The sequence below is a fragment of the Mucilaginibacter sp. R-33 genome (genome assembly GCF_049949235.1).
GTDB lineage: Bacteria > Bacteroidota > Bacteroidia > Sphingobacteriales > Sphingobacteriaceae > Mucilaginibacter.
This window is the reverse complement of the sequence record NZ_CP188089.1, coordinates 5174172-5200037: the sequence shown is the minus strand read 5'-3', so window position 1 is coordinate 5200037 and position 25866 is coordinate 5174172. Positions and strand designations below refer to the sequence as shown.

General features: G+C 44.6%; 22 protein-coding genes. 13 read left to right on the top strand and 9 right to left on the bottom strand.

The features are described from left to right. The first annotated feature begins 148 nt into the window (after positions 1 to 148). The 3 genes from ACP26M_RS21415 (at position 149) to ACP26M_RS21405 (ending at position 1725) form a co-directional block, all read left to right on the top strand. Positions 149 to 559, top strand: a complete 411-nt coding sequence (locus tag ACP26M_RS21415) for a DUF4199 domain-containing protein (protein ID WP_426583125.1) — start codon at positions 149 to 151, stop codon at positions 557 to 559. After that, positions 552 to 860, top strand: a complete 309-nt coding sequence (locus ACP26M_RS21410) for a DUF2752 domain-containing protein (RefSeq protein ID WP_426583123.1) — start codon at positions 552 to 554, stop codon at positions 858 to 860. Before ACP26M_RS21415 ends, ACP26M_RS21410 begins: the two co-directional genes overlap by 8 nt. Positions 861 to 1362: 502 nt before the next feature. After that, on the top strand, positions 1363 to 1725 hold the full coding sequence (locus tag ACP26M_RS21405; protein ID WP_091210286.1) for a TM2 domain-containing protein: 363 nt from the start codon (positions 1363 to 1365) through the stop codon (positions 1723 to 1725). A gap of 193 nt (positions 1726 to 1918) precedes the next feature. Here the strand turns inward: ACP26M_RS21405 and ACP26M_RS21400 are convergent, their stop codons facing one another. The 3 genes from ACP26M_RS21400 to ACP26M_RS21390 form a co-directional block, all read right to left on the bottom strand. After that, entirely contained in the window at positions 1919 to 3565 is a 1647-nt protein-coding gene (locus ACP26M_RS21400; protein ID WP_426583121.1) for a M28 family metallopeptidase, read from the bottom strand. Positions 3566 to 3686: 121 nt separating this feature from the next. Continuing rightward, positions 3687 to 5009 (bottom strand): APC family permease, encoded by a 1323-nt coding sequence (locus ACP26M_RS21395; protein WP_426583119.1) that lies wholly within the window; start codon positions 5007 to 5009, stop codon positions 3687 to 3689. 665 nt (positions 5010 to 5674) lie between these two features. Beyond that, positions 5675 to 7429, bottom strand: coding sequence for a M61 family metallopeptidase (locus ACP26M_RS21390; protein ID WP_426583117.1), 1755 nt, complete (start codon positions 7427 to 7429; stop codon positions 5675 to 5677). A gap of 183 nt (positions 7430 to 7612) precedes the next feature. On the opposite strand from ACP26M_RS21390, the gene ACP26M_RS21385 reads away from it, so the two are divergent. The 9 genes from ACP26M_RS21385 (at position 7613) to ACP26M_RS21345 (ending at position 18414) form a co-directional block, all read left to right on the top strand. Beyond that, positions 7613 to 8080: a MarR family winged helix-turn-helix transcriptional regulator gene (locus ACP26M_RS21385; protein WP_426583115.1), complete on the top strand. Its 468-nt coding sequence runs from the start codon at positions 7613 to 7615 to the stop codon at positions 8078 to 8080. Between the two features lie 7 nt (positions 8081 to 8087). Next, on the top strand, positions 8088 to 9170 hold the full coding sequence (locus ACP26M_RS21380; protein WP_426583113.1) for an efflux RND transporter periplasmic adaptor subunit: 1083 nt from the start codon (positions 8088 to 8090) through the stop codon (positions 9168 to 9170). Positions 9171 to 9176: 6 nt separating this feature from the next. Next, positions 9177 to 12335: an efflux RND transporter permease subunit gene (locus ACP26M_RS21375; RefSeq protein WP_426583111.1), complete on the top strand. Its 3159-nt coding sequence runs from the start codon at positions 9177 to 9179 to the stop codon at positions 12333 to 12335. Positions 12336 to 12341: 6 nt separating this feature from the next. Beyond that, positions 12342 to 13664 carry a TolC family protein gene (locus tag ACP26M_RS21370; RefSeq protein ID WP_426583109.1) on the top strand — a complete coding sequence of 441 codons (1323 nt, stop codon included), beginning with the start codon at positions 12342 to 12344 and terminating at the stop codon, positions 13662 to 13664. A gap of 41 nt (positions 13665 to 13705) precedes the next feature. After that, positions 13706 to 14086, top strand: a complete 381-nt coding sequence (locus ACP26M_RS21365; protein ID WP_373615651.1) for a response regulator — start codon at positions 13706 to 13708, stop codon at positions 14084 to 14086. Continuing rightward, positions 14083 to 14949 (top strand): N-acetylglucosamine kinase, encoded by an 867-nt coding sequence (locus ACP26M_RS21360; protein WP_426583107.1) that lies wholly within the window; start codon positions 14083 to 14085, stop codon positions 14947 to 14949. Before ACP26M_RS21365 ends, ACP26M_RS21360 begins: the two co-directional genes overlap by 4 nt. 318 nt (positions 14950 to 15267) lie before the next feature. Further along, on the top strand, positions 15268 to 16566 hold the full coding sequence (locus ACP26M_RS21355; protein ID WP_426582235.1) for an IS110 family transposase: 1299 nt from the start codon (positions 15268 to 15270) through the stop codon (positions 16564 to 16566). Positions 16567 to 16981: 415 nt separating this feature from the next. Further along, positions 16982 to 17731 (top strand): SDR family NAD(P)-dependent oxidoreductase, encoded by a 750-nt coding sequence (locus ACP26M_RS21350; RefSeq protein ID WP_112656429.1) that lies wholly within the window; start codon positions 16982 to 16984, stop codon positions 17729 to 17731. Positions 17732 to 17832: 101 nt separating this feature from the next. After that, positions 17833 to 18414 carry a TetR/AcrR family transcriptional regulator gene (locus tag ACP26M_RS21345; protein WP_090533491.1) on the top strand — a complete coding sequence of 194 codons (582 nt, stop codon included), beginning with the start codon at positions 17833 to 17835 and terminating at the stop codon, positions 18412 to 18414. Between the two features lie 19 nt (positions 18415 to 18433). Here ACP26M_RS21345 and lnt read toward each other — a convergent pair whose 3' ends face one another. After that, positions 18434 to 20068 (bottom strand): apolipoprotein N-acyltransferase, encoded by a 1635-nt coding sequence (gene lnt, locus ACP26M_RS21340; RefSeq protein ID WP_426583104.1) that lies wholly within the window; start codon positions 20066 to 20068, stop codon positions 18434 to 18436. Positions 20069 to 20309: 241 nt separating this feature from the next. Continuing rightward, complete coding sequence (gene rsmI, locus ACP26M_RS21335) at positions 20310 to 21038, bottom strand: 16S rRNA (cytidine(1402)-2'-O)-methyltransferase (protein ID WP_175490094.1); 729 nt, start codon at positions 21036 to 21038, stop codon at positions 20310 to 20312. 118 nt (positions 21039 to 21156) lie between these two features. On the opposite strand from rsmI, the gene serS reads away from it, so the two are divergent. Then, the gene (serS, locus tag ACP26M_RS21330) at positions 21157 to 22428 is read left to right on the top strand and encodes a serine--tRNA ligase (RefSeq protein ID WP_426583101.1); all 1272 of its coding nucleotides are present in this window, start codon (positions 21157 to 21159) and stop codon (positions 22426 to 22428) included. 141 nt (positions 22429 to 22569) lie between these two features. Here serS and ACP26M_RS21325 read toward each other — a convergent pair whose 3' ends face one another. The 4 genes from ACP26M_RS21325 to ACP26M_RS21310 all read right to left on the bottom strand — a co-directional run bounded on the left by ACP26M_RS21325 (position 22570) and on the right by ACP26M_RS21310 (position 25704). Next, complete coding sequence (locus tag ACP26M_RS21325) at positions 22570 to 23511, bottom strand: nitrilase-related carbon-nitrogen hydrolase (RefSeq protein ID WP_373615657.1); 942 nt, start codon at positions 23509 to 23511, stop codon at positions 22570 to 22572. A 73-nt stretch (positions 23512 to 23584) separates the two neighbouring features. Beyond that, a complete protein-coding gene (locus tag ACP26M_RS21320; RefSeq protein ID WP_426583099.1) occupies positions 23585 to 24394 on the bottom strand; it encodes an AraC family transcriptional regulator in 810 nt (269 codons plus the stop codon). Between the two features lie 146 nt (positions 24395 to 24540). Next, positions 24541 to 25341: an N-acetylmuramoyl-L-alanine amidase gene (locus ACP26M_RS21315; RefSeq protein WP_426583097.1), complete on the bottom strand. Its 801-nt coding sequence runs from the start codon at positions 25339 to 25341 to the stop codon at positions 24541 to 24543. Positions 25342 to 25548: 207 nt separating this feature from the next. Then, on the bottom strand, positions 25549 to 25704 hold the full coding sequence (locus ACP26M_RS21310) for a lmo0937 family membrane protein (RefSeq protein WP_426583095.1): 156 nt from the start codon (positions 25702 to 25704) through the stop codon (positions 25549 to 25551). Between the last annotated feature and the right edge of the window lie 162 nt (positions 25705 to 25866).

The window sequence follows — 25866 nt, the reverse complement described above, 5'->3', positions numbered from 1 at the left end:
CAAAGATAAACAAAAAAGAAAAGCCAAAATAAAAAAGCGCTGGCTAAAAATTAATGCAAACAATATGAGGGCTTATTTACTTTTTAATGATAAATTTATGTATGTAAACGCGCATACCGATTTATAAATCAATCTTAATTATATAATTATGAAGAATGCAGTGTTATCAGGGGGTATCATCGGCGTACTAAGTATCATCTGGATCTTTGCTATGCCACGGCTTGGCGTTATGCCGCAAAAAGACGTTGTGGCCCCAGTCGAATACTTTTCATTTATTATACCGGCTATCGGTCTTTTTTTCGGCATCATGAGTTATCGGAAAAACGAGTGTAATGGCCAGATGGGCTTTTTGGAAGCCCTTTTTCAAAGCTTTAAGATATTAATTGTAGGCGGCATCATCGCCGTTTTCGGCTCAATACTTTATATCAGCTACATATCGTCGGCAGATGCTAACATAAAGGATTTTTCTGAACGAATCTTTGGTGCATTGATAGTTGGCGTACTGCTTGCCTTCGCGGTATCATTATTATTCACCAACAAAGCGAACAAACTTGATTAAACGATTTTTTTCAAAATATTTTGAACTTTTGTTCTGGATAGCGGCGATGCTTTCATTGGCGATGACCTCGCCAACCGAAGCATCGCACTTTACTCTGTGCCCTCTTAAGCTGATGGGCATAGGCTGGTGTCCGGGCTGCGGCCTTGGGCATAGCATTATTTATCTTTTCCACGGCGATATCAGCAATTCGTTCCGCGCCCACTGGCTTGGCATCCCTGCTGTAGCAGTGATCTTTAACCGGATTTATGTGCTTACCAAAGCAAGGCTGCTGGAAAGGAATCAGTTTAAGAGCCTTACCTAAATTTTATAAATCATATCATTGCGAGGAGCGGGGGGGGTATGAGCAGGGCGCGACGTGGCAATCGCATGCTACACAGAGTGGCCATGTTTCCGTGCAATTGCTTCTTTCTGTATAATGATGTGATTATAAGTTTTTGATTATTAGGTGCGTTTTTGATCGATATTATAAATTTGGGCGTTGCCTGCGGCCCGTGCTCATACTGCACAGGCATTAGCCACGAGGCTGGTATCCGCTTCTATCACTAACGCAACCCCAGCGCACTATCGCCAAAATATACTTTATACGTCATCACGGTTTTTCCGGGATTTCTCAGGTCGTTTCTTACAGCAATGACATTTTATTGCTACTCCTATCCTCGGTAAAATTTCCACGCTACTTTTACCGTCAAAACCCATCATTTCACCGACTACTTATCTCCGCTAACCTATCTCCTGTAGGCGTTTCATGGCTGCTGCTGTACCTTTATATCATAAAACAATCACAAACTTTAAAACTTACTGAAATGAACGCTTATCAAAATCCATATATGTCTTTTGACGGTATCACTCCCGAAGAATATACATTTCTGCAACAGGCTACCGCCTCATTAACAGAAGACCAGGCCCGCACTTTCATGTCATTTTATGCCAGCAAAAGGCGTAACCCTCAAGACATCATGTTTGCTACGCTTGCCGGCTTTCTTGGCGTATCAGGCGTACAGCGTTTCATGACTGACCAGATTGGGATGGGGATCCTGTACTTTTTCACAGCCGGTTTTTGTTTCATCGGTACCATTGTCGACCTCATCAACTACAAAACCATCGCCAACGATTACAACAGGCAAATGGCCTACGAAAGCTTCAACATAGCTAAAATGAGCAACTAAATCCCTTTAAGGGTATAGTTTCACTATATAATAAAAAAATCCACCTTCTGTTACGGGGTGGATTTTTTTTTAAAAATAATCGTCATTGCGAGGAACGAAGCAATCCCCGACTTCAAGGTAAACCATGCAAGGCCGCCCTGTATAGTTCGGGATTGCTTCGTTCCTCGCAATGACGATTAAGATTAGAAAGCCTTTACTTCATCGATTTCTCCCTTATCGCCTTAAACTCCGAGCCATTTTTCCAGCCGGGGAAGATTGTTTCGTTGCCCAGCTTAGTACCAACTTCATAAAGGATATTAGCTATCTGTGCCATGCCGGTGGCATCCATGGTGTCGGTATAATTATCGGCCTGTTGGTGATAGCGGTTGTCGCCATAATCTTTTTGTTTGGCTTCGCCGTAGCTGCCCTCATGTACTGCGCTGATGCTGCCATTGTTAATATCAAGAGCCGGTACACCAACCTTAGCGAAGTTAAAATGGTCCGACCGGTAGTAGCTGCCAGAGCCGGGGTGCCTGTCGCCAACAGTGCTAAGCCCTTGTGCTTTTACTATTTCATCAACATAATCTTCCAAATCGTTTTGACCTTTACCGGTTACAGCTATGTCTTTGGTTTCGCCGTAATCGCCCAGGGCATCCATGTTGAGATCGGCAACTGTTTTGTTAACCGGGTAAATAGGATGGGTGGCATAATATTCCGAACCCAGTAAACCCTGTTCTTCGGCTGTAACGGCTAAAAATACAATGGAGCGTTTGGGTTTTTCTTTGGCCATGTTAAATGCTTTGGCCACACTGATAATAGCAGCCACACCATCGGCATTATCAACCGCGCCATTGTAAATGCTATCGCCTTTGGCGTTAGGCTTACCTACGCCCAGGTGGTCCCAATGGGCGGTGTATAATACATATTCGCCCGGTTGAGAGCTGCCTTTAAGTGTGCCGATAACGTTGTGCGATGTAGAATACTTTAACTGGTTGTTGATGGTTAAAGTAACTGATTGCTTAAGCGGGATGGCCTTAAAATCTTTTTTACGGGCCAGGGCGCGGAAATCGCCGGTTATGCCCACTTCAGCTAAAAGTTTTTTACCCATATCTTCGGTGATCCAGCCTTCAACCTTGCAGCGGTTCATATGCTTGTCTTTTTGCTGCAGGTAAAGTTTGGCGCCTGTGTTACTGTTGGATACCACTTCCCATCCATAACTTGCAGGTTCTTTTTGGTGGATGATAAGCACGCCTGCAGCACCCTGGCGCGCGGCTTCCTCATACTTGTAAGTCCACCTGCCGTAGTAGGTCATGGTATCGCCTTTGAAAAATGTAGGATCGCCGTTTTTAAATCCCGGATCGTTCACCAGTACCACAACCGTTTTCCCTTTAACATCAAGTCCGGCATAATCATTCCAGTGATATTCGGGAGCAACAACGCCATATCCCGCAAAAATCAGCGGCGAATTTTTAAGCGCTACCGAATCAACCTCGCGGCGGCTGAATGTTACGAAATCTGTGGTGGCATGCAGGCTGAGCGGCGTTTTACCGCCAGTTATTTCCATGGCAGGGGATGGGGTACTGGTGATCTGCACCATGGGCACATCCTGGAAATAACTGCCATTGTTGCCCGGTTCGAGCCCGGCCAGTTTAAACTGCTCCGAAATGTATTTAATCGCCTTGTCTTCGCCGGCGGTGAAAGGTTTGCGGCCCATCATGGAATCATTGGCTAAAGCCGAGATATATTTTTTTATTTCGGCAGCGGTAATAGCTTTTTCGGCCGGCACGCTTTTATTATTCTGGCAGCCTGCTAAAATGGCAAGGCCACCAATAAGCATCAGGTATCGGTGTTTGATTTTCATATGATGTGAGTTTTCGGGAAAGGATCGAATTTACGCAAATCCCGGTCAATTATCCAATCATTGAAACGTTGAAGAAATTTAAGACACGAATTTTATGGGAGAGATAGCAATTCGTGTATAATTACTGCTTTAGTTCCGGTCTGCATAGCCGGATAACCTGCCAGGCCACTTCCGCACTTGATAATGCTACCAAAGCAAATATAGCCGCCGAAAGGGCCTTCGGTGTTGAGCTTAATGCCCCGCCCAGCGCTACGCTGTAAACAATAAATGGCAGCAGCAAAACCAGGCACAGGCCGGTAACACTAAGCGGGATGCGGAAAGGCCGCTCTTTCATCGGCTCCTTGACGCGGAGTTTTACGAGGGCGATATACTCTAAAGAAAGCCCCGCGCCGTAAACGGTTACATCAATGATGAGCAGATCGGCAAAAGTCCACAATACCATAAAACTTACTACTATGGAGCAAATGATGATGGAAATAAAAGGTGTTTTAAAACGCGGGTGCAGTTTGTTAACACCTTTTGGGAGTAAATTATCTTCAGACATCACCTGCGGTACTCGTGATACCGATAACAATACAGCGGTATAGATGCCGAGGGTACTGGCCATACCGCCCGCTGCTACTACTATACCCAGCCAGTGCCCGCCAATCAATACGCCTAATGCAGGAAACCCATTTTCGGTTAATGTATCGTGGTTAATGCCCGATTGTTGGGCAACCCAAATGGCAAAAAAGTATACCACCATTACCAGCGCGAAAGCTGTAAAAATTGAAATAAGATATGAGCGTACGGGTTTTTCAACTTCTTCGGCATAGGTGGTTACATTATCCCAGCCCAGGCAGTTCCACATTACCGTGTACAAAGCCATACCAAACGACGGAAAGCTAAGTCCTTTTAATGATGTTGTGGGAATGTGCATTGGCCCGCTGTGGTGATAAATACCTAATGCTATCATTAATATAATGGGCGCAAGTACAGCTGCGCTTAAAAACAGCGATACCCTACCCACCGGCATAATGCCTAAAATATTTAACCCGGCTGATGCCCAGATGATCACCAAACAAACCGGGATCTGAAAATCCAATAATTCGGGGAAAAAGAAACCGGCGTATTGTACAAACAGCACAGGGTAAATGGCAAGGTCGACAAAAGTATAGAGCCAGGTCCACCAGCCCTCAATAAAACCCCAGTGGGTACCGAGGGCATATTTTACCCATTTGTAATAGCCGCCGGTAACAGGCATCATGCTGTTAAGCTCAAGCACGGTAAATATGGCTGGCACATCCCACATTAACGGGGTTATGAGCAGGATTATCAATGCCCCATGATTGCCTGCATAACTTAATAGCGGCTCAAGGCCGTAAGGGCCACCGGATACAGTAAAAAAAATAACAGCGACAAGCTGTATAGGGCGTATTTTTTTTAATGAGGTTGCAGAGGGCATAAGCTATAAAAATATAACTTATGTGTTAATATTTTAATTTTTTTGTTGACGGGGATATTCTAAAATGCTAACCTTTCACCGTCATGCTGAGTGTTTAAATCCGTGGCCTCTGAAGGTGAAATGACATCTGTGTTCACGTCATTGCTGTAAGGAATGAAGCAATCCCCGACAGGCTGGTAACGGGCTTCATTAGTATTTGACTTACATCGTCGCGCTCTTGGCCGCGCGGGGCCAGTTACTTTTGTCGCCACAAAAGTAACCAAAAAGGCTTGCAGCAGAGAGGCTTCTTTGCGCACAACCTGGCCCCATAGCCCTCGGCGCGGCCTTCACCCTGCAAAACGAACAGAACCACGGGCTGCAATTATTTTGCCCCGACTCGCACGCAATGCCTCCGCTTCTGCAAAAACTTGCTATGCCCCTGCAGCCGCACCGCCCAGCATCGTTCTGCTCGTTTTCACCCGAAGCTGATCTGCTGCGAAAAACCACATTTTTTTTCTTGTCATGGGTAACTTGTTTCAGCACCCCACACGCTAAGTAGCACGTTTGCCAGGCAATCGGCGGCTTGTCCTGTGGGTTCCCGAAACAAGTTCGGGATGACGATTGGAGACGGGCGTTAAACAAGAAAGGCCAGCTTCTCAGCCGGCCTTTTTCCTAAAAAAGCAATGTTATATACTTAACCACTTTTTCCTCACAACCATTTGCTGTTCGGTTGGGCTGTCAACAGTTACAATATTGTATTTAACGCGGTTGCTTTTCAGCAGGGTAACCGGTAAGGTCATAGCTTGCCCGTCGCGGGTTACAGTAACTTCAATTTTATCGCCTGGATTTTTACCATTAATCATAGTTGCAGCATTAGTAACCGGCGTGCCGTCGATAGCGGTGATCTCGTCGTTTACGTTAATGCCATCTATGTAAGCCGCAGTACCACGCTGTACACCGGTTACAATGATTTTTTTGTTGCCTGTTGTTGCAGTAGTAATGCCTAAGGCAGCATCGTTTTTATCGGCCAGCTCATCAACCACTTTGTAGCCGGCATAACCTAAATATTTATTATAATCAACCGGGGCTAAACCGTTGATGTATTTGGCATAAAAATCATCAAGTTTTTTGCCTGCAAATTTTTCAAAGGCAGCTTTAAACTCAGCATCGGTATAACCGCGCTTTTTGATTTTATAATACTGGGTGTACATGTACTTCATGGCATCATCTAACGAGTATTTGCCTTTGCTGTTGTTGATGATCTCCAGATCGAGCATCATACCAATGATTGCCCCTTTGTTGTAGTATGAAATAGTAGTATTGTTAGAGTTTTCGTTAGGGCGGTAAGCCTTAATCCAGGCGTCAAAGCTTGATTCGGCAACGGTTTGTACATTTTTTCCGGGTAGGTTTTCCAGAACATTGAACTCGCCCTCCAAAACATCAAAATAATTCTGAACCGGGAACAACTGCGTGCGGCGAACGATGATACCCTGGTAGTACTCGGTAAAACCTTCGGCTATCCACAAGTTGGTAGTATAGTTTTCATTGTCATAATCAAAAGGGCCTAACACAATCGGACGCAGACGTTTCACGTTCCATAAGTGAAAATGCTCGTGCGCAACCAGGCCTAAAAAGCTTTGGTAGCCTTTATCGTTAGTGTAGTTATCGCGGGAGGCTCCTAAAACTGTCGAGCTCAGGTGCTCCAAACCACCACCATTACGTTGGCGGTTATGTACAATAAATACATAGTGTTTATTGGGGTTTTCGCCAAAAACGGCCGCTTCCTGGTCTACAATTTTGTGGATATCGGTTTTTAATTTTTCCTTATCGTAATTGCCGCCGCCATACATGCAAATCTCATAATGAACGCCTGATGCGTCAAAGCCAAAAACATCCTGGTTGCCCACTTCAATAGGCGAATCGAACAGGATATCAAAATTGGGCGATAAACGTGTAAAAGGATCATTATTTACCATTTCCAAACTGGTTGAAACTTTATCCCAGTTTTTATATGGTTTAATGTGGATAACAGCGGGTGAATGCTGCATATTGGCCGGGTAAACAAAGATGCCGGTGGTTGAAAGGAAGGCATGCGATACATCGATAAAGCTGGTGCGAACAGATAGTTCAAAGGCATAAACCCTGTATTTTACAGTTACTGATGAAATTCCTTTTGTAACAATTTGCCAGGTATTCTTATTGATTTTGGGTGCCGCAACTGGTTTGCCACTGGTTTCGGCGCTCAATGATTCGATGTTTTTTGCGAACTCGCGCACCAGGTATGAGCCGGGTGTCCATACCGGCATTTTGAGCTCAAGGGTGTTTTGCTGAAGGTCGGTAATATGCATTTCAATATCAGCATAATGGGCCTGGGCCTCAGGAAACGAAACATTGTAGGTAATCTGAGCGTTGGCGGTGGCCTCGCTGATGGTAGTACTCATAATAAAAAGCGTTAAAAAAAATAGCGTGCGTAGGTTGGTCAGTTTCATGGCCGCAATTTATAAAATATTATATAATCAGTTATGTATGTGGCGTTACAGCGCCCTAAACACCGTTGTAAAATGGTTGATACATGCAACTATTGTTGATATTATGCTATTAGTTTTACATCGATTTTTAAGTAAATGGAACTGATTGAACCTATTTCGCGCAAGCTGATACGCTTAGGTAAACTGTATCTGAATGTACTGGTAAAGCATACCATTCACCTGGATGTTACCCGGTACCATTATATACTTTCGCTCATTTACTTTCATGACGGGCAACTTACCCAAAACGCGCTGGCAAACCTGCTGGGCAAGGATAAATCGGCCATGGTAAGTATCATTAACCTGCTTACCGCAAAAGGCTTTGTTTACCGCGAAAACAACCCGAACGACAGGCGGCAGCAATTGCTCCGCGTTACCGATAAGGCAAAACTGGCCGTTCCGCAGATCATCGAAACGTTTGAAGTCATCAACGCAGATATTACCGAAGGCATATCCGAAGCCGATATGCAGGTATTTGAAAGCGTACTTACCCGCATGCATAAAAATTTAAAACCATTGATATCACCCGAAACAACCCTACAAGCTAAATCACACACGGATTAAACAAAGTATGAAAACGAAATATATTATTTACACGGCGCTGGCCCTGCTGGTTGCCTATTTAATTTACAATAAATTTTTTAGCGAAGGGGCAAAGAAATCGGCCGCGGCTATGGCGTCGGGAAAGGGTGATAAGAAAAAAAGCGGCAGCCCGGTAGGAGTTAAAGTAATGATAGTTAAAGATACTGCCGTAAACAACATTATTGATATTACCGGCACCATTGATGCCAATGAAAAGGTAAGCCTGATAAGCCAAACAGCAGGTAATATTACCGGGATCTATTTTAATGAAGGCACTAAAGTAACAAAGGGCCAGTTGCTGGTTAAAGTCTACAACCAGGACCTGGAAGCATCGTTGCAGCAAAACCAGTACCAGGTGGCATTGGCAAAGCAACAGGAAAGCCGTAACCGCCAGTTGCTTCAAAAAGAAGCCATAAGCCAGGAGGAATATGATACTTCATTAACATCATTAAACTCGTTAAAAGCTGCCGCAAATGTAATTAAGGCACAAATAAGCCGTACCGAGATCCGTGCGCCCTTTTCGGGGACTATCGGTTTAAGGAATGTGAGCCCGGGCAGTTACCTCTCGCCATCATCGCCCATTGCCGATCTGGTTAATATCGATCCGGCAAAAGTAACTTTTGCCGTACCCGAAAGGTACCTTTCTATACTTGGCCCTGGCAGTAAGATCAGGTTCAAGACAGAAAGCTCGATGGAGAGTTTTGTGGGTACAGTGTATGCCATTGACCCTTCAATTGATGCCAGTTCACGCACTATTACTGTGCGCGCTAAGGCACCCAACCCTAAAGGGATCCTTACCGCGGGCAGCTTTGCCAAGATCAATTTAACGCTTGATCAAATTCCTAAAACCATTTTGCTACCCACCGAAGCGGTTATTCCCGATTTGAAAAGCAGCCTGGTTTGGATCTACCACAATGGTAAGGCCATGTCAAAACCGGTAAAAACAGATCTGCGTACCGATACAAAGATCCAGGTAATTGAAGGCTTAAAGCCTGGCGATAGTGTGGTAGTATCGGGCCTGATCCAAATGCGGCCAAAAGTGCCTTTGAAAATTTTAAAAGTTATTAAATAAACCAATATGAGTTTATCCTCAGTAAGTATTAAGCGGCCGGTATTGGCAACAGTAATGTCTGTGGTTATTGTTGTATTTGGTATTATCGGCTATAAGTTTTTGGGCGTGAGGGATTTTCCCTCGGTCGACCCACCCATTATTTCGGTGTCAACCAGTTACTCCGGTGCCAACGCCGATGTAATTGAATCGCAGATCACAGAGCCGCTTGAAAAATCTATCAACGGTGTGCCGGGCATCCGTAACATATCGTCAACCAGTTCGGTTGGGCAAAGCAACATCACCGTTGAGTTTGACCTTGATGCCGACCTGGAAACCGCTGCAAACGACGTGCGCGATAAAGTGGGCCAGGCCCAGCGCCAGCTGCCGCAGGATATTAACGCCCCGCCGGTAGTAACCAAGGCCGATGCCAGCGCCGACCAGATCATTACCCTTACTGTGAGCAGTGACACCCGTAACATAAACCAGCTGGATGATTATGCGGAAAATGTGCTGCTGGAAGGCTTGCAAACCATCCCCGGCGTAAGTACCATTAACGTACAGGGACAGCGTCAGTATGCTATGCGCCTATGGATAGACCCTACCAAGCTTTCGGCACTTGGCGTTACAGCTACCGACATTGGTGCGGCTTTAGCTAAAGAAAACGTAGAGTTGCCTGCCGGTAAAATTGAGGGTAATAATACCGAAGTTACCATCAGGGCTTTGGGCAAACTGGCAACGGAAAAAGATTTTAACAACCTCATTATCCGTGCCGACAGCAACAGGGTGATTAGGCTGAGCGATATTGGTTATGCTGTGTTGGGCTCTGCAAACGAGGAAACCATATTTAAAGAGTCGGGGGTGCCGATGGTTGGTCTGGCATTGGTACCGCAGCCGGGTGCTAATTATGTACAGATAGCCAAGGATTTTTATACCCGTTTAGAACAGATTAAAAAAGATCTTCCGCCTGATATTTCGGTAAAAGTGGCTTTGGATAATACGAGGTTCATTAACCAGTCGATATCTGAGGTGCAGGAAACGCTGATCGTGGCCTTTGTACTGGTGGTAATTATCATCTACCTTTTCTTTCGCGATTGGCTGATCGCTTTCCGCCCGCTGATAGATATCCCGGTATCATTGATCGGTGCGTTCTTTATCATGTATATCTTTGGGTTCTCTATCAATATCTTAACCCTTTTGGGGATAGTACTGGCAACGGGCCTGGTGGTGGATGACGGGATTGTGGTAACAGAAAATATCTATAAAAAGGTAGAGGCTGGCATGGCTATCCGTAAAGCGGCATTTGAAGGTTCGGCCGAGATCTTTTTCGCGGTAGTATCTACATCAGTTACGCTGGCAGCTGTGTTTTTGCCTATTGTGTTTTTACAGGGTTTCACCGGCCGTTTGTTCCGCGAGTTTGCGGTAGTGGTAGCCGGCGCTGTGTTGATATCGGCATTCGTGTCCCTGTCATTGACACCGATGCTTAACGTTAAGCTGATTCGCAAAAACCAAAAGAAATCGAAGTTTTATGAAAGAACGGAGCCGTTCTTCATTAATATGACCACTTCATATACCGAATCGCTCATTAAGTTCATGAAGCGCAAATGGGTATCATTTGCCATTCTTGGGGCATCTTTGGTTATTATCGGCATCCTGGTAAAAGTTATCCCATCTGAGCTTGCCCCGCTTGATGATCGTAGTTTGCTCCGTTACAGCGTTACCGGTTCGGAAGGCGCAACCTATGAGTACATGACCCGGTATATGGATAAGGTATCTAACCTGGTTGCAGATTCAATTCCGGAGGCCAATGTTAACCTTGAAATTGTTTCGCCATCATTTGGCGGCGGCGGTGCTTCAAATACCGGCTTTGGCAGGGTAGGGCTGGTTGGTCCGGATGAACGAAAACGAACCCAGCAGGAACTTGCCGACTGGCTGAATGGTAAACTACGCAAAATGCCCGATGCGCGTGCCATTGTGGTGCAGGAGCAAACTATCAGTGGCGGTGGTTCCGGATCAAAAACATCGTTGCCGGTGCAGTATGTTATCCAAAACCAGGATTTTGAAAAGATCCGTAAAGTGCTGCCGACCTTTTTTGCCGAGGTGTCAAAAAGCCCGGTTTTCCAGGGAACGGATGTTAACCTCAAATTTACTAAACCCGAGTTGCGCGTGGTTACCGACCGTGAGCGTGCCCGTGACTTAGGTGTTTCGGTTGATGATATTGCCCAAACGCTGCAATTATATTATAGCGCAGGCCGGCTCGACTACTTCCTGATAAACGGTAAGCAATACCAGGTAATAGCACAGGTTGACCGCGCTAACCGCGATCAGCCGCTTGATCTGAAATCAATTTATGTGCGCAGCTCAAAAGGGACGTTGGTTCAGCTGGATAACGTAGTTAAAACATCCGAAGGCGCCACGCCTCCGGCCATTTACCATTTTAACCGTTATAAATCGGCAACACTTTCGGCCGGTCTTGCTCCGGGTTATACTGTAGGCGATGGTATCAAGGAGATGGACAGGATCTCCAAAAGCTTACTTGACGATACATTTAGTACCGCGTTAAGCGGCCCCTCACGTGACTATGCCGAAGGTTCGTCAAACATTCTTTTTGCTTTTGGCTTTGCCTTGCTGCTGATCTACCTGGTACTGGCGGCCCAGTTTGAAAGCTTTATGGATCCGCTTATCGTGATGCTTACCGTTCCGCTGGCTATTTCGGGTGCGTTTTTATCACTGTGGTTGTTTAATCAAACCCTCAATATTTTCAGCGAGATCGGGATCATCACCCTTGTAGGGCTGGTAACTAAAAACGGTATTCTTATCGTAGAGTTTGCAAACCAACGGATGGAACAGGGCGTAGCCAAATACGAGGCAGTTATTGAAGCGGCAACCGCGCGTTTACGCCCCATATTAATGACCAGCTTAGCCGTGGTGCTTGGATCTGTACCTATTGCGTTTGCGCTGGGCGCCGGTGCAAAAAGCCGTGTTTCATTGGGGATTGTGATTATGGGGGGGATGCTGTTTTCATTGGTGTTAACCCTTTACATCATCCCGATGATGTACCTGCTGCTGGCTGCTAAAACCCGTAAAGACCATGACCACGATCCGGAGGATATGGCTGCTGAAGCGGAAATGGCCGAAGCTGCCCGTCACCCGCACCATCAAGAACCTAAACTGATCGAAAACTTGTAACATAATATGATGATCAAGAAAATAGCCTGCCTGGTTTGTTGTTTCGCTATGATATCAACCATGGCTTTAGCCCAGCAGGAAGCGCCCTTACTTACTTTAAAAGACGCGGTTGAAATAGCGTTGAAAAACAACTATAATATCAAGTTGTCGCAAAACAACTCAACCATAGCATCAAATAATGTTACACTTGGTAATGCCGGGATCTTGCCGGTGGTTACCGGCGACTTTAATGACAATAACAGTCGCCAAACAACCAAGCAAACCCGTAATGATGGTACGGTTAACAATATCCGCAATGCCAAAAACTCCAATAATAATTATGGGGTAAACCTTAACTGGACAATTTTTGATGGCTTCGCCATGTTTGCAAATTATGATCAGCTAAAGCAGATGGATAAACTGGGTGTGCTGCAATTACAGGATACCGTACAAAGAACAGTGGCCAGCGTTATCGATACTTATTATAATTTGATCAGCCAAAACGAACAGATCAAGGCATTAAAAGGAGCTATTGATATTTCCCGCACGCAGTTGCGCATTGCCAACGATAAGTTTGCTGTAGGAAGGGCTTCGCGATTGGAAGTGTTGAATGCCCAGGTAAACCTGAATACAGATACCGGTAACCTGGTGATCCAGTACCAGCAATTCAAGACAACCAAAATACAACTTAATCAGTTACTGATCCGCGATCTGCAAACCGATTTTTCTGTTGCCGATACCATTGTAATTGATGAAAAGCTTGCGCTGGCCGATGTGCTTAACAACGCGCAACTGCAAAATCCGGCGATATTATCGGCACAAATAAACCAGCGCCTGGCCGAGATCAATCTTAAACAGGTGCGCGCTACACGGTATCCGCAGGTGGGGGTAACATCGGGATATACTTTTACCAACAGCAAAACACCGGCAGGGTTTACCTTGTCGCAAAATGTACATGGCTTTAATTACGGCCTCACGGCAAGCATCAACATTTTTAATGGCTTTAACCAAAACAGGCGCGAAAAGAATGCCAAGATCCAGATTGATAATGCCGGCATTGCTGCTAAACAAACCAAACTGGATATTGAAAGCCAGATCAACAGCTTATTTGTAGCATACCTTTCGGGGCTTGACCTTGTAAAGCTGGAAGAAGCCAATGTAAACCTTAACAAAAAAAACCTGGAGATTACGCTTGATAAGTATAAGTTAGGCAATATTACCCCGCTTGAGGTAAGGGAAGCACAGCGTAACTATCTTGACGCGCAATCAAAATTCTTTGCCGCGCAATACCAAAGTAAACAGGCCGAGATCATGTTAAAACAGATAACAAACAGTATTAACATCAAATAAAAAATATTTTAATAGTAAGTTTAAAAACTTATTTTTGAATCATGACCGCGCCTTTCAAAACCTGTATGCTTATTGATGATAACTACATTGATAGCTTTATAACGCGCCGGGTTTTGGAAAGCAGCAACTTTGCCGAAAATATTATTGTGCGTCAATCGCCAATGGAGGCCATTGAATCGTTAAAAAGCGGATCGGTAAACCCCGACGTTATTTTTTTAGATATCAGGATGCCAATGATGACGGGGTTTGAGTTTCTGCACGAATTTGCCGGTTTGGACATTGCTAAAAAAGGAATAAAAATATATATGTTATCGTCATCGCTTGATCCTACCGATATCAGGAACTCGGAAGATAATAAGCATATTACCCAGTTTATCCATAAGCCACTTACTGTTAAAGCGCTTGAAGAAATTTGTCAATGATCTTAGTTGCAGATAGCGGATCATCAAAAACCGATTGGCTGCTGACCGTTTCAGACCAGGAAAGCCGCTCATTCCTTACCGCGGGATTAAACCCCTATTTTTTAACCGAAAAAGAGATAGCACGTATTGTACTGGACCAGGCCCCTGAAATGGTAGCATTTGCTTCCGAGATTTCGGAGGTTTACTTTTTTGGTGCAGGGTGCAGCAGCCCCGACAGGCATGAGATTGTATCAAATGCCCTGAGCACACATTTTAATAAAGCTTATATCAGCGTTGACAGCGACCTGCTGGGTTGCGCTTATGCAACCTGTGGCCAGGAAAAGGGTATTTGTTGTGTAATGGGCACCGGCAGTAATATCTCTTTTTTTGACGGCGAGGAAATTTACGACGGACAGCATGGCCTTGGTTTTGTTTTGGGCGATGAGGGCTCAGGCACCTGGTTTGGCAAAAAGCTGATCACTGATTTTTTATATGGTAATATGCCGTATGATATCAGCCAGAAGTTTGATAAGGCTTACCACCTGAACAAGGAGATCGTGATCAAAAATGTGTATCAAAAGCCTAATGCCAATACTTACCTGGCATCGTTCAGTAAGTTTGTAAGTGAAATAAAAGCCACCGAATACGGCCACTCCATGCTGGTTGACGGTTTGGTTGAATTTATTGAAACCAATATCAAATCATACCCTGAGTATCATAAATATAAATGCCACTTTGTTGGCTCCATAGCTTATTCATTCTCCGAAGAACTTATTTCATTATGCCACTTGCACGGCGTAAAGACCGGCAAGATCATCAAACACCCCATCAATGACCTGATGGCCTTTATCCTGAAAAGGAATGAAATGGCAACGGAGGAGTAGGCTGAATTATACCCGCGACAAAATTAAAACCGGGTCATGCTGAGTGTTTAAACCCGGAGGCCTCTGAAGGTTAGATGACAAAGAGGGCCTGTCATACTGAGTGTTTAAATCCGTGGCCTCTGAAGGTGAAATGACATAGATTTGCTGAACCGTGCAGTGTGGCCGACCGAGTTATAGTGCTTATTGCCTGTTGCTGAGTATGGTTCCGAAGCAAGAGTCTGAAGGTATGGTACGATCCCTTGTGTGGGTGATTTGTCCGATGGGTAGCCTGTCTTTTCTTTAAACTCCTTCGGGCACGGTTTAAAAAGCGTTATAAGTATGGAAAAGATGCATTTTCATGCGGCAGGTATAGATATTGGAGCCCGCAAGGTATTTGTGGGTCTTGAAGGCCAGCCGGTTCGTTCGTTTGAGACTTTCACCAGTGATCTGGTATCACTTAAGAACTATTTATTGGAGCATAAGGTAAGTACAGTGGCAATGGAAGCCACAGGAGTATACTGGTATGTACTTTACGATATTCTTTTAGATGGGGGATTGGATGTGTGGCTTGTTGACGGAAGACAGACGCGCCAGTTACCAGGCAGGAAAACAGATGTAAAAGATTGTCAGTGGATACAGCAATTGCATAGTTATGGCTTGCTGAACCGCTGTTATGTATCCGAAGGTCATATCAAAGAATTGCGTAGTTATCAGCGCCTTCGTGAGGATCATCTTCGGAGTGCGGCCATGCATGTTCAGCACATGCAGAAGGCCTTAATAGAAATGAATATCCGTTTGCCGGAGGTATTAAGCCAGGTCCATGGAGTAAGCGGGATGGCGTTAATCGATGCGATACTGCAAGGCGAGCGAGATCCTGATAAGTTGTTTTCACTTTGCCATAAAAAGATCAGGGAGAATAAAGGGGAAGAGCTATTGAAAGCCCTGCAAGGTCATTATACAGCGCAAGGGCTTTTTGCATTAGGTCAGGCCTATAAGGCTTATGGTTTTTATCAAGGTCAGATAATGGAATGCGACAGCCAGATTGATAGTGTTTTACAACGGATCAACAGGGATAAGAACCTGCCGCCGGGAATAAGCGAAGGAAAACGCAAGGCGATCCGTCACAACAAACCTCATATCAACAACCTGGGAGATCATCTGTTAAAAATATTTGATGGTAAGGATGCAACTAAACTTCCGGGTATTACAGATTACAACTGGTTACAGTTATACACAGAGGTGGGTTCGGATCTTAGCCGATGGCCAAGTGAAAAACATTTCACAAGCTGGCTTGGTTTATCTCCCGGCCAGGATCGTTCAGGGAAAAAGAACAAAAGTAAAAGTAAGGGTAAACCGGCCGTCGGGCAAATATTCAAACAAATGGCCCATGGATTATTGAACAGCAAGTATATCGGCTGGGGTTCATTTGCAAGAAGATTAAGAGGCAGAAAAGGTCCGGCAATAGCTATTAAAGCAACAGCCAGAAAACTGGCCGCTCAATACTGGCGTTTAATTGTAAAAGGAGCCGACTTTGTGGAAAAAGGGCTGCAAGCCTATGAAAATATCATTAAGAAACAGAAACAAAGGCGATTAGAAAAACTCGCCTTTGAATTAAATAGGGAACTTGTACCTGCTTAAATTATTATGTCATGGGTAGCCTGTCGAAGACTCGTGCGCAGAGGCCTGCCCGCCATACTTCGACAGGCTCAGTATTACACCCCCTTTTTTAAGTTGTCATAGGTAGCTTGTCGAAGCATGGTGGGCAGGCCTCTGTGCGCGAGTCTTCGACAGGTTCAGACTGACAGGCCCTTTTTCGTTTATTTTACCTTCAGAGCCTCCGGATTTAAAATAACTCAATATTTCACCAGTCCTAACTTGTCATGGATAATCGTGTCGTTGGGCTTACAAGTCTGTCTTTAACCCTCGCCAGCATATTTACCCCCCCCCTTCATTTGTCATCCCAGCCTAATAAAAATTAATTCAGGAATGATTGTTCCAAAATGGGTTTATATTTGTGGAACGATTGATCCAAATTAAATTAATCTTCCAGAAAATGAAAAAATTAGAAAACAAGGTTGCAGTAGTAACAGGAGCTTCAAAAGGTATTGGCGCAGGTATAGCTAAAAGTCTGGCTTCGGCAGGTGCTGCAGTAGTAGTAAATTATGCATCAGATAAAAATGGTGCTGATAAAGTAGTGGCCGAAATTACCGCCGAAGGCGGCAAAGCTATCGCCGTACAAGGCAGCGTGGCAAAGAAGGCCGACGTTGATCGCCTTTTTGCAGAAACAAAAGAGGCTTTCGGTGGTGTTGATGTTTTGGTGAACAATGCCGGTGTATATCAGTTTACACCGATAGAAGCTGTAACCGAAGAAGAATTTCACCGCCAGTTTGATATCAATGTACTGGGCTTATTGCTTGCTACCCAGGGAGCGGTAAATAGCTTTGGCGATAAAGGCGGCAGCATAATCAACATAAGTTCAACTGTAACTCGTATTACTCCTCCACAAAGCGCTATCTATACCGGTACCAAAGGCGCGGTAGACTCTATTACCCAGGTATTGTCAAAAGAGCTTGGTCCTAAAAAGATCCGTGTGAACGCCATTAATCCGGGCATGGTCGAAACCGAAGGAACACACACCGCAGGTTTTATCGGCAGTGATTTTCAAGCACAAATTGAAAGCACCACACCGCTTGGCCGTATCGGTCAGCCGGATGATATTGCACCTGTTGCCGTATTCCTGGCATCCGATGATTCTCGCTGGTTAACCGGTGAAATTATCCTGGCCAGTGGCGGTGTGAGATAATCATGCCTGTAAAACCCGGTTAACGTAAACGGGGAAGGGTATAACTAAACAATTAATTAAAAATGAATAGCTTTGCCCAAAACGGGTAAAGCTTTTTTGTTATGGCACGAAGTAAAGATTTTGATGAAGCCGAGGTATTGAGCAAGGCCGTTTGCATTTTTTGGCACAAGGGCTACAATGGCACGTCTATGCAGGATTTGGTTGACGGCCTTGGCATAAGCCGCTCGAGCTTGTATGATACTTTTGGTGATAAACACGCTTTATATATTAAAGCTTTGGATAGCTATCAAAAGGCGGGTGGAAACCAGATGTGTGATATTATCAATAATTCAGCATCGGCCAAAGAGGCTATACAAAAGCTTTTAGAGCTTACCATGCGCGATTTGCTAAACGATGAACAACGTAAAGGCTGTTTCATGGTAAATGCCGAAATTGAACTGGCATCGCTGGATGCTGAAGTTAAGAATGTGGTATGCCGAAATGAGCAGCAGTTTGAAGATGCCATTCTTCAGGCTATAAAAAAAGGGCAGGACAGTGGTGAGATCCGTAGCCCTCAGGATTCCCTGGCATTGGCCCGGTTCATCATGAATGCGGTAAGAGGCATGCAGGTATCAGCTAAAGCCACAGCCGATAAGGCTTTTTTTGATGATATTATAAAAACCACCCTTTCTGTACTTGATTAACAGCCTTTAAGTTGGCCTCCTAAGCTGTTAACGTTTGTTTTTTCCTCAATCTCATCCCCAGTAAAAACACAATGCCAAGCCCTGCCAATACGCTGCCGGCTTGCGGAATATAATCGCCGTGTTTAACATAAAATGTGAGCTCACTATTAAGGTTGATATCTTGCTTGATCGAGGTTTTAACCCACCATTCTGTATGTTTAACCGCATCGCCGCGCTGGTTGATAAACCCGGAAATACCGGTATTGGCCGATTGACAAACCCAGCGGCGTGTTTCGATAGCCCGAAGTTTGGCATAATCTAAATGCTGGTCTTTACCCGATGTGTTTTCCCACCAGCCATCGTTAGTAATAATAGCGATAAACTGAGCACCCTTTTTAACAGAGCGGGCAATGTAACCTCCCCATATCGATTCATAGCAAATAACCGGATCAACCCCGATGCCGCTTTGCGAATAAAGCACTTTTGCATCTTTTTCGGGAGCATAGTTGCCGGTAGCACCGCCTAAATGTTCAAATACGGGTTTCAGGAATGAAAGTGAATTGCCGAAAGGCAATGACTCGGCCCCGGGCACTAATCGCGATTTGTGATAGGTTTGAATCCTGTCGCCATTTTCAATATTGAGGGCTGTGCTGTAAAAGTCGGCAAACTGGTCGCCGCCCCATGGTGATGGAACTGCCGTTGGTGTTGCCCTGTTGTTATATAGCCTGTATGTTTCGGCGCCGGTAACCAGGTTGCCATTAGGGTATTTCCGTAAAAAAAGCTGGGCCTGCTTAATAAAATCATTTTGGCCTATCTGTTCTTCGTTAATATAAACAGGCGCGGGGATAGCTGTTTCGGGCCAGATAAAAAATTCGGTATTGGGTTGGGCCACCTGTCTTGAAAGCTGGATCAGGATATCAAGCTGTGAAGCCGGGGGAATGGTGCCATCTTTCTCGTACGGATCTATATTGGGCTGGGCAATAACGATGTTTGATGGGTTTACTTCTTCAACATAGTTATGATAAACCGATAATGAATAGCCAAGAGGCGCTGTTACAACAATTAAAATCGCCGTGATTAACGCCATTCTGTGGCGTTTGGTCTGAGCTTCGCGAAGGCTTGTATAAATTAAAAAAGCCAGGATATTTACTACCCAGATCCATAAAGTGCCGCCGTATACGCCGGTATATTCATACCACTGTATCCATTGATGGGCCACGGCAAAGCCATTTCCAAGCGTCATCCACGGAAAGTAGAGGTCCCAGCTTTGATGCAGGTATTCGTACCCGATCCAGAAGCAAACCAGGCCAATTAGTGCAACCCAGCGAGGGGCAACCAATCTCAACCGGTAATACAGCCAGAAAGCCGTTGCCATCAACAACGGCCCAAGCGAGTAGGGGATAAGGGTAATGGGTATGGCCACAATCTCCCCCACTATTTTAAGTGCATTATAAACCCAGTAAACAGATAATGAGTTCCAGATAAAAAAGCCGATGAAAGTTACATTAAATACCCGCCTGCCTTTTTTAGGTTTATCATCATTAATAATGTTTTCAATGGCCAGCAGCATAGGCACAAAGCCAATGAAAAGTAAAAACGTAGTATAAGGGGTAGGCGGCCAGGCTATCCATAAAAGCAAGCCAGATAGTATGGCTAATGGTAGGTTTTTTTTCATGTAGGGTATAATTCTCCGTCGTCATTGCGAGGCACGAAGCAATCCCCAATGAGCAGGTCCGCTCTGTATAGTTTGGGGATTGCTTCGTGCCTCGCAATGAGGGGTTTATTTTTTATTAAATAGATGATGTATAAAACTATGTCATTGCGAGCGTAGCGTGGCAATCGCACGGAAGCAAAGCCGTTCTGTATAGCATGCGATTGCTTCGTTCCTCGCAATGACATACAGGAGGACAATGACTTTACTCTTCTTCCTCATCCCTTTCATATTTCCCTTTTGCCGGTTTAGCCGCTGCGCCGGCCACGCACATCACAAACTCGCCTTTCATGGGGTGCGTTTCAAAGTATTGTTTTACTTCAACTACAGTGCCACGTACGGTTTCTTCAAACATTTTGGTAAGCTCGCGGGATACAGAGATCTGCCTGTCAGCACCAAAATAAGTGGCCATCTCATCCAGTGTTTTTAACAAACGATGAGGCGACTCATATAGTATGATGGTGCGCTCTTCTTCGGCCAAAAACTTATACCGGGTTTGGCGTCCTTTTTTTAGCGGTAAAAACCCCTCGAAACAGAACTTATCAGTAGGGAATCCCGAATTTACCAGAGCCGGCACAAAGGCGGTAGCGCCGGGCAGGCATTCTACAGCGATATTAAACTTCAAAGCCTCGCGTACCAGGAAAAAACCCGGATCGGAAATAGCCGGTGTACCGGCATCCGAAATAAGCGCGATATTTTTCCCTTGCAGCAAGAATTTAATGATCTCGTTGCTCGATTGATGCTCATTATGCTGATGATGTGCAAATACCTTTTGATGGATTTCAAAGTGTTTTAACATGGGAGCAGAGGTGCGGGTGTCCTCAGCCAATATTAAATCCACCTCTTTTAACACGCGGATAGCCCTGAAGGTCATATCCTCCAGATTACCTATCGGAGTGGGAACTAAATATAGTTTGCCTATGGGATTGTTCATGAGTTTTTAGTGGCAGTTGCAGCAGGCAGTTGCAGTTATCTGGTCATGTTTTAAAAAAAACTGCCGCTGCTACTTAAAACTGCTACTTAAAAAATATCTTTGCCTAAAAAATAAAATAATGCTGCAAGTTAGTTATATCCGTGATAACCGGGAACAGGTTTTGGAACGTTTGGCTGTAAAAAATTTTAAACAGCCCCAACTGGTTGATGAAATAATTGAACTGGACGACAAACGCCGCTCCACTCAAACCAGTATGGATAATGTTTCGGCCGAGGCCAATGCAGCTGCAAAACAAATTGGCGAGCTGATGCGTGCCGGTAAAAAAGAAGAAGCTGAAGGCCTTAAGGGCAAAACCGGCGCATGGAAAGAAGAGATCAAAAAGCTTGGCGACCTGCTTACCATTACCGAAGAGGAACTTTACCAGAAACTGGTATTGCTGCCCAACCTGCCACATAGTTCTGTACCCAAAGGCTTAACTCCTGAAGACAATGAGGTAGTATTGGAGAACGGTACCAAGCCTGAGTTGCCTGCCGATGCGCTACCGCATTGGGAACTGGCCGCTAAATACAACCTGATTGATTTTGAACTGGGCGTTAAAATAACCGGAGCCGGTTTTCCAGTATATAAAAACAAGGGTGCTAAATTGCAACGCGCATTGATCAATTATTTTATCGACGAGGCCGAAAAAGCAGGCTATAGTGAGGTAAGTGTACCATTAATGGTGAATGAAGCATCCGGCTTTGGCACATCACAATTGCCGGATAAAGAGGGCCAGATGTACCATGTAGGTGTTGATAACCTGTACCTGATCCCTACCGCCGAGGTGCCTATTACTAACCTGTACCGTGAAGTGATCTTAAAAGAAGATCAATTGCCTGTACGTAACTGTGGCCATACACCTTGTTTCCGTCGTGAGGCAGGTTCATATGGCGCACACGTACGCGGACTGAACCGCCTGCACCAGTTTGATAAAGTAGAGATAGTAACCATTGCCCATCCCGATAAATCATACGAGATTTTGGAGCTGATGAGCAGCCATGTACAAGGCCTGTTACAAAAGTTAGGTTTACCATACCGAGTATTACGCCTTTGCGGTGGCGATATGGGTTTTGGTTCTGCCTTAACTTACGATATGGAAACCTGGAGTGCGGCGCAACAACGCTGGCTGGAAGTTTCATCAGTATCAAACTTTGAAACTTTCCAGAGTAACAGGCTTAAGCTGCGTTTCCGCAATGCCGATGGTAAAACACAGTTAGCACATACGCTAAATGGCAGCGCGCTGGCCCTGCCGCGGATTGTCGCTACTTTGTTAGAGAACAACCAAACCGAAAAAGGAATTAAAGTACCGGAAGTACTTGTGCCTTATACTAAGTTTGAGTGGATTGATTAAATTTTCTTAATTCACCAATAATACACGCGTCATTGCGAGGTACGAAGCAATCCCAGATAAGCAGGTCGTCCCTGCATAGTTTGGGATTGCTTCGTACCTCGCAATGACGTTTTTAATAATATGGCTACCACCCCGCCAATATCAAAGCCAAACCACTTTTTGAAAGCTTTCGTGTTCGGCTCCGATGATATCCCTATATAGTTCAGGCTTCCTGGCCTGGATGTAACGATAGCCACCGGCTTTGGTTAGCTTATCAGGAGTTAGTTCGGCCAAAACTAATTCATTGTCTAATGATCTGCATTCGGCCATAATATCACCGTACGGGTCAATGATCATGGAACAGCCATTTTTTAGCTGATCATCGTCCATGCCTATAGGGTTGGAAAATACAGTATAGATAGCATTATCATAAGCCCGGGCGGGTAACCATTTCATTAACCATTGCCGGCCTTTAAGACTGTCGAACTCTTGCCTAAGTACCTGCTCGTTTGTTCTTTTGTCTTTCCATAATTTCGGGTCAACAAAGCCGGCGCCTGGTCGGGTTGATGGTGTGCACATAGTGACGTGCGGCATAAAAATAATCTGTGCGCCAAGCAGGGTAGTTGCCCGTACATTTTCAATTATATTATTATCATAACAAATCAGTATGCCGCATTTCCATCCATATAAATCAAATACGGTATACGCTGTGCCGGGTAAAAGATGTGGATTAATAAATGGATGCAGTTTGCGATGTTTGGCAATGAGTCCGGTTTTATCAACGCATACATAAGCTTTAAACAGGTTGTCCTCTTTGTCCTTTTCAAACAGACCGGCCAGTATAGCGATGTCATATCGCCGGGCGTACTCGGTTAATGTAGCGATGCTCGCTCCGCCGGGGATTTCTTCGGCAAGCTCAAGCATCTGTGCTTTATCAAGTTTCCGGGCAAAGGTATAGCCTGTTATGGAGCATTCATGAAAAGCGATTGCTTTGGCACCTTGTGCGGCGGCATCGGCAGCCATTTGCTTAATAATTGATAAATTATAGGCTTTATCACCGCTTCTGTTTTCGAACTGGGCAGTGGCGATTATTAGGTTTTCCATACGCTGATCAACTTTTTTTCAAAGCTACCAGAGCCATACCGAAAAGCATTGTAAAAAACCGACAAACGCAATTTTAAACCAACGGCATAAAGTTTATTGCTAAAAGATTGTGATTGGCTTTGTATTGCAGGGGAGTAACGCCTGTGTGTTTCCGGAAAAAGTGATTAAGATGCGCCTGGTCGTAATATCCGCAGGCATAACTCAATGAGTTTAGCTCTTTTATTGAGGTGAGTTTTTGAAGTTGTTTGAGATAGGTTTGAAACTTAACGGCATCAATAAATTTTTTAGGAGAAAGACCTACTTCCTCATTGAATTTGCGCTCAAGTTGCCGTTCGGTTAGAGGTATCATTTTCAGTAGGTTTTGAATGTTGATGATCCCTTTATTTGCATGAATGATGTTTATGGCCTGATCTGTAATGTCTGCACGTTTTCTTTTCGAAGCCATTTTGTTCAACAAAAATTGTTCGGCAATTGCAGCCGCAGCAGGGAGGTTAATGGTGTTTGCAATGCGGTCTTCCAAATCAAGGGCATCCCGCCCGAAGAGGTCTTTTAATGATACGGTATTGTCATTTAGTTCATTTGCGGCTACACCAAGTAAAGACAACAAAGCATTAGGTTGCAAAACCACAATCAGCATAGCCAGTTCACCTGCCGAAATAATATCATTATAGCGGGTTATTTGCCCGTAAACAAAACTGCCGGGTTGCTTGCTTGTAACCGTATGTTGCTGGTTGTATTGGAGTAAGGGGGCTTTAAAATGAAATACAATCCCTGGGTTACCGTCAGAAAACAGACGATAATTCATGGCAACATGCTGAGTATGCGTTATAATTAAATAGTGCTTAACAATACCCGAAAGCAAAGGGTGGGGTGCTATTTGCATTATAATGTTGCTATTGACCTCAATACTTAAAAATATAAAAAAATGTCATTGCGAGGAACGAAGCAATCGCTTGCTATACAGAGCGGCTCTGCTTACGTGCGATTGCTTCGTTCCTCGCAATGACATTTTAGGAAAAGGTTGCGGGTTCAATATTTCCTATAAACATTATAAAGTATATTCAAATCCAGTTGTGTCATTACCGGTGTTTCATCGGTTTGTACAAAGTGACGCTTAAAGGCAACAATGGCTACCGGGAGATTGCTGATATCATAACCGATCAGCTTAAGCGCGGTAGCATAATCGAAATTATCCGGCGGAAGCTCCAGCAACTCTTCTCTCCAAAACCCAAAACCTTTTTGTGCTAACAATTTCCACGGAAATAATGGCCCCGGATCGGGTTTGCGCAGTGGCGCTATATCCTGGTGCCCTATAAAATTGGCCTGCGGAATGTTGTAGGTTTTCTTTAATTGAACCAACAAAGCCAGCAGGCTCTTTACCTGTATATCATTAAAAGGCTCGTGCCCGTTGTTGTCAATTTCGATGCCGATGGAGCAGCTGTTCATATCGGTAATACTGCCCCATTTGCTGATGCCGGCATGCCAGGCCCGCAGGTAATCGTTTAGCATGTGGTAAACCTTGCCGTCTTTACTTACTACATAATGCGCACTCACCTGCGGCTTTACCAGCGTGAATGTGGTGAGGGTTTGTTTAACCGAATCCTGGGCAGTATAATGTATAATGACATAATTGGGCTTACGCAGGTTGAAATTCACGGTACCAACCCATTCCGAAGGGATGGCGCCTCCCGCGCTGTCAACCAGCATGGCAGGCTGCTCGCGGCTTATCACTTCAACCAATGAATCAGTTTGGGTGTGGTATACTTTATTAGTGGCAGCGAACGGTTGTACTTTAGGCGAGCATGCGCTGATGGTGGCTACAACTGCCATAAATAATAAAATGTATATATTTTTCAAACCTTGATTCTCCTGATTAAAGATTCCTCCCTGATGATTTAAACAAGTATACAAAAAACCTTGATCCATTTGATTTAAAGACTTTCTGATTTTATCAGGTAATCCGCAAATCAAGCGAATCAAGGTTCAGATAGCTTATCTCGTTGGAGATAGCCTGTTAGTTTTATATTTTCAGCAGCGTTATATAGCTGTCGACCGTCTGATGACGCCTAACAGAAGCGCGATAACAGCTATTACCAGCAAAATGTGAATCAGGCTGCCGACTGTTGTGAAAAATACACCGATTGCCCATCCTATGATAAGGATAACAGCAATTATATACAGGAGTGAGTTCATAATACGTGTTTTAATTAATGAATTTCATAGATATTAGTATAATAGCCTTGGCATCATAAAAGTTTTAAGAAATTGTTTTTTTGACCTGTAAATACACTCATTTACAGGTTAGGTTATGAGAGGAGGCACCAGAAATGTATCTTTAAACAACACACATCACAA